The following is a 4,653-nucleotide window of genomic DNA, read 5'->3' on the forward strand; positions in this document are numbered from 1 at the left end:
ACTCAACGGTGAGGAAACGTGCCGCACATCGCCGGATTACCGGATTTCAGGGCGGGGAAAAACCCGTCCGGCCCCTGTCTCGCGGATGATCGCGAAAAACTCGACAACGCCGCTTTTCTGCGGCGTGTCCGCGGCGCCGCGGCCGTTCTCCGTGCGCACGGAATCGGCCCCGGTGACGTGGTCGCCGTCGTCCTGCCGAACCGGCTGGACCTGGTCGTCGCGATGTTCGCCGCCTGGCGCCTCGGCGCGGCCGTCACCCCGGTGAACCCGCAGTTGACCGATGTCGAGGCCCGGCACCAGATCGAGGACTCGGGGGCGCGGGTGGTGATCACCGAGGAACCCGGCCGCCCGATCGGCACGCTCGACGTCACCGCGCTCTCGACCGGTGAACACACCGAAGAAGACTCCGAACCGGTCGCCCCGCGCGAGGACGCGCTGGCCCTGCTCATCTACACGAGCGGCACCACGGGCCGCCCGAAGGGCGTGATGCTCGACCACGCCAACGTCGCCGCCATGTGCGGCATGATCACCGACGGGCTGGCACTGGACGAGAACGAGCACAGCCTGCTGATCCTGCCGCTGTTCCACGTCAACGGGATCGTGGTCAGCGTGCTGTCTCCGCTGCTCGCGGGCGGACGGGCCACGATCGCCGGCCGGTTCAGCCCGGCCACCTTCTTCGACGCCGTCGAGCGCGCCCGGCCGACCTACTTCTCCGCGGTACCGGCGATCTACGCGATGCTGGTGTCGCTTCCGCCCGAGGTGCGGCCGGACACCTCGTCGCTGCGCCGCGTGATCTGCGGGGCCGCGCCGATGCCCGCCGAGCTCATCGCCCGGTTCGAAAACCGGTTCGGGGTCCCGATCGTCGAAGGTTACGGCCTTTCCGAAGGCACCTGCGCGTCCACCCTCAACCCGCCGTCGGGGCCGCGCAAGCCCGGCACGGTCGGACTGCCGCTGCCCGGCCAGACCGTCGCCGTGATGGATGCCGACGGCAACCTGATCGACGACGGTTCGGCCGGCGAGGTGGTGGTACGGGGCCCCAACGTGATGCGCGGCTACCTCGGCCTCCCGGACGAGACAGCGCGCACGATCGTCGACGGCTGGCTGCACACCGGTGACGTCGGGCGCTTCGACGAAGACGGCTACCTCGTCCTGGTCGACCGGATCAAGGACATGATCATCCGCGGTGGGGAGAACATCTACCCCAAGGAGATCGAGAACGTCCTGCACGCGCATCCGGCCGTGCTGGAGGCCGCGGTGGTCGGTGCGCCCGATCTCGTGCTCGGCGAGGTTCCGGTCGCCCACGTCGCGCTCCTGCCCGGCGCGGCCGTCACCACCGGGGAACTGATCGACCACTGCCGCGCCTCGCTGGCCCGGATCAAGGTGCCTGTCGACGTGCTCGTCACCACGACGCTGCCGAAGAACCCGGTGGGCAAGATCGACAAACCCCGCCTGCGCGCCGCCATGCGCCCGTAACCGCATCCGCCCTTTTTCCGCCCGGAAGGAATTCCGGGCGCACCCCGGCACGCCCGAAAAACGCCGCACGAAAGGTGAGAACAATGGGGTTCAAAACGGGTAACTTCCCGCCGGTCGACCCGGCGACCTTCCTCCGGAAACCACTTCGGGAACGGCTGAAGGCACTCTCACTGCACTGGGTGGAGTACGGCTTCGGATCACCGAAGATGATCCCCACGATCTACGTGGTCAAGGTGTTGTTCCTGCACGTGCTGGCCGGGACCGCACTGGCCACCTCGACCTCGGGGACCGCCCCGTTCTGGGATGTGGCCGGCTGGTGGAACCAGCCGATCGTCTACCAGAAGCTGGTGCTGTGGACGGTCTTCCTCGAGACGGCGGGCCTTGCCGGGTCCTGGGGGCCGATCGCGGGCAAGTTCAAGCCGATGACCGGCGGGATCCTGTTCTGGGCCCGCCCCGGCACCATCCGGCTGCGGCCGTGGACCTGGGTGCCGTTCACCAGGGGTGACCGCCGCACCGGCTTCGACGTGCTGCTCTACCTGGCGTTCCTGGGAAGCCTGCTCGCCGCGATCGTGCTGCCCGGGGTGAAAAGCGCTTCGCTGAGCGAGGCGTTGCCCGCCAACACCTCCGGCCTGATCCGCCCGGCGCTGCTGATCGCGCCGATCGCGCTGTACGTGCTCAACGGGCTGCGCGACAAGATCGTCTTCCTGGCCGCCCGCGGCGAGCAGTACCTGCCCGCGCTGGTGTTCTTCGCCGCGCTGCCGTTCGTCGACATGATCATCGCGGCGAAACTGCTGCTCTGCGTGGTGTGGATCGGCGCAGGGGTGTCGAAGTTCGGCCTGCACTTCACCAACGTCGTCCCGCCGATGGTCTCCAACAGCCCGTGCATCCCAGCGAAGTGGATCAAGCGGCTGCACTACCGCGACTTCCCGCGCGACATCCGCCCGTCGAAGGTCGCCACCTTCATGGCCCACGTCGGCGGCACCACCGTGGAGATCGTCACGCCGCTGGTGCTGCTGTTCTCCACCAACCACTGGCTCACCCTGGCCGGCGTGGTGCTCATGGTGGTGTTCCACCTGTTCATCTTCTCGACCTTCCCGCTGGCCGTGCCGCTGGAGTGGAACGTCCTGTTCGGCTACCTGTCGGTCTTCCTGTTCCTCGGCTTCCCGGCCGGGCAGGGCTACGGCGTCGGCGACATGTCCTCGCCGTGGCTGACCGCCGGCATCGTCGCGGCGCTGGTGTTCTTCCCGGTCCTCGGCAACCTGCGTCCGGACCTGGTGTCGTTCCTGCCCTCGATGCGGCAGTACGCGGGCAACTGGGCCTCCGCGCTGTGGGTGTTCGCGCCGGGGGCGGAGGAAAAGCTCAACACGCTGAAGCACCGGCCGACGAAGAACCAGGTCGACCAGCTCCAGGCGATGGGCTACCCGCCGGAGATCGCGGAGATCACCATGCAGCAGACCATCGCGTGGCGCTCGATGCACAGCCAGGGCCGCGGCCTGTTCTCCGTGCTGCTGAAGAACATTCCCGACCTCGACCGCCGGACCGTGCGCGAGGCCGAGTTCGGTTGCAACTCGCTGATCGGCTTCAACTTCGGCGACGGGCACCTGCACGACATCAGCCTGGTCAACGCGGTGCAGTCGCGGATCGGCTTCGCGCCGGGAGAATGGATCGTGGTGTGGGTCGAGTCGCAGCCCATCCACCGCAAGGTCCAGCACTACCAGGTGATCGACGCCGCGCTCGGCGTCATCGAGCGCGGCACCTGGAACGTGGCCGACGCGGTGAACGAGCAGCCGTGGCTGCCGAACGGCCCGATCCCGTTGACCGTGACCTGGGCCAGGGACCAGGCCGCGCCGAAGCACGAACGGATGGTGGGGTAGGCGCGATGAGCAAGGCGATCGTGGTGGGCGGCGGTCCGAACGGCCTCGCGGGGGCCGTCGCCCTGGCCAGGGCGGGCGTGGCGGTCACCGTGCTGGAGGCCGCCGCCGAGGTCGGCGGCGGCACCCGGTCGGGCGAGGCGATCCTGCCCGGGCTGCTGCACGATCACTGCTCGGCCATCCATCCCATGGCGGTCGGCTCGGCGTTCCTGGCCGGTCTGGACCTCGCCCGCTACGGACTGCGCTGGCGGCTCCCGGAGATCGACTGCGTGCATCCGCTCGACAACGGCACGGCCGGGGTGCTGCACCGTTCGGTCGCCGAGACCGCCGCCGGTCTCGGCGCCGACGGCGGGTGGTGGCGGCGGCTGTTCGAGGGCCCGTCGGCGGCCTACGACGAGTTCAGCGAGGACATCCTCCGCCCGCTCCTGCGCCTCCCCCGGCACCCGGTCCGGCTGGCCCGGTTCGGGATTCCCGCGCTGGCCCCGGCCTCGCTGCTGGCGAAGCTCTTCTCGACGGAGGAGGCACGAGCCCTGTTCGGCGGGGTCGCGGCACACGCGTTCCACCCATTGAACCGCCCGCTGAGCGCCAGCATCGGGCTCGGCATCCTGACCGCGGGGCACCGGCACGGCTGGGCGGTCGCCGAAGGCGGCTCCCGGCGCATCACCGAGGCCATGGCCGCACTGCTGCTCGACCTCGGGGGCAGGATCGAGACCGGGGTGGCGGTCCGGTCCTTTTCGGACCTTCCGCCCGCGGACGTGACCTTGTGGGACACCAGCCCCACGGCCGTCGCCGATATCCTCGGTGACCGGCTTCCCCCGCGGATCGCCAAGGCGTACCGAAACTTCCGGTACGGGCCGGGCGCGTTCAAGGTGGACTTCGCCGTCGAGGGCGGGGTGCCGTGGACGGCGGAGGCCGCCCGGCGGGCCGGGACGGTGCACCTGGGCGGCACGTTCGCCGAAATCGCCGTCACCGAAAGGGAGATCCACGAAGGCCGGATGCCCCAGCGGCCCTTCGTGCTGGTCGGGCAGCAGTACCTGGCCGATCCCGGGCGTTCGGTGGGGAACGTCCATCCGGTGTGGACCTACGCTCACGTGCCCAACGGCTACCGGGGGGACGCGACCGCGGCGATCACCGCGCAGATCGAGCGGTTCGCCCCCGGCTTCCGGGACCGGATCGTCGGCACCGCCACCCGGACCACCCCGGGATTCGCCGAGTACAACCCGAACTACGTCGGCGGCAACATCATGACCGGCGCCAAGGACATCCCGCAGCTGCTGTTCGGCCCGCGGACCACCCTGCGGCCCTACGA

The 4,653-nt window shown here is 69.8% G+C and carries 3 protein-coding genes; all 3 read left to right on the forward strand.

Annotated features, from left to right (window positions below):
- Positions 1-18: 18 nt before the first annotated feature.
- Entirely contained in the window at positions 19-1,473 is a 1,455-nt protein-coding gene (locus tag FNH05_RS32685; RefSeq protein WP_144592706.1) for a class I adenylate-forming enzyme family protein, read from the forward strand.
- Positions 1,474-1,556: 83 nt separating this feature from the next.
- Positions 1,557-3,347: a DUF3556 domain-containing protein gene (locus FNH05_RS32690; RefSeq protein WP_144592707.1), complete on the forward strand. Its 1,791-nt coding sequence runs from the start codon at positions 1,557-1,559 to the stop codon at positions 3,345-3,347.
- A gap of 5 nt (positions 3,348-3,352) precedes the next feature.
- Positions 3,353-4,653, forward strand: a 1,301-nt coding sequence (locus FNH05_RS32695) for a phytoene desaturase family protein (protein WP_144592708.1), incomplete at its 3' end; no start/stop codon positions are given.

Origin of the sequence: Amycolatopsis rhizosphaerae, from assembly GCF_007713715.1 — a bacterium.
GTDB lineage: Bacteria > Actinomycetota > Actinomycetes > Mycobacteriales > Pseudonocardiaceae > Amycolatopsis_E > Amycolatopsis_E rhizosphaerae.